The organism is Vibrio sinus (genome assembly GCF_023634645.1).
Taxonomy (GTDB): Bacteria; Pseudomonadota; Gammaproteobacteria; order Enterobacterales; family Vibrionaceae; genus Vibrio; species Vibrio sinus.
In genome coordinates this window covers 1-201 of the sequence record NZ_JAMKMR010000072.1, presented here as the reverse complement: position 1 = coordinate 201, position 201 = coordinate 1, and the positions used below count along the sequence as shown (strand labels likewise).

Sequence of the window (201 nt, the reverse complement as noted above, 5' to 3'; positions counted from 1 at the left end):
ATAAGCGTTGTGAGGCGTTGAGCTAACCTGTACTAATTGCCCGTGAGGCTTAACCATACAACACCTAAAGGGTTTTGTTGTGGGACTCAAACTAGAACATTGAATGTGTACGAGAACACAAACAGCTTTCCGAATTTAAGATTTTGCTTGGCGACCATAGCGTTGTGGACCCACCTGATTCCATGCCGAACTCAGAAGTGA

The 201-nt window shown here is 44.8% G+C and carries 1 rRNA gene; it reads left to right on the top strand.

Annotation, left to right across the window (positions count from 1 at the left end):
- Positions 1-146: 146 nt before the first annotated feature.
- Positions 147-201: ribosomal RNA gene (rrf, locus tag M9194_RS21870) — 5S ribosomal RNA — on the top strand; the annotation flags it as partial.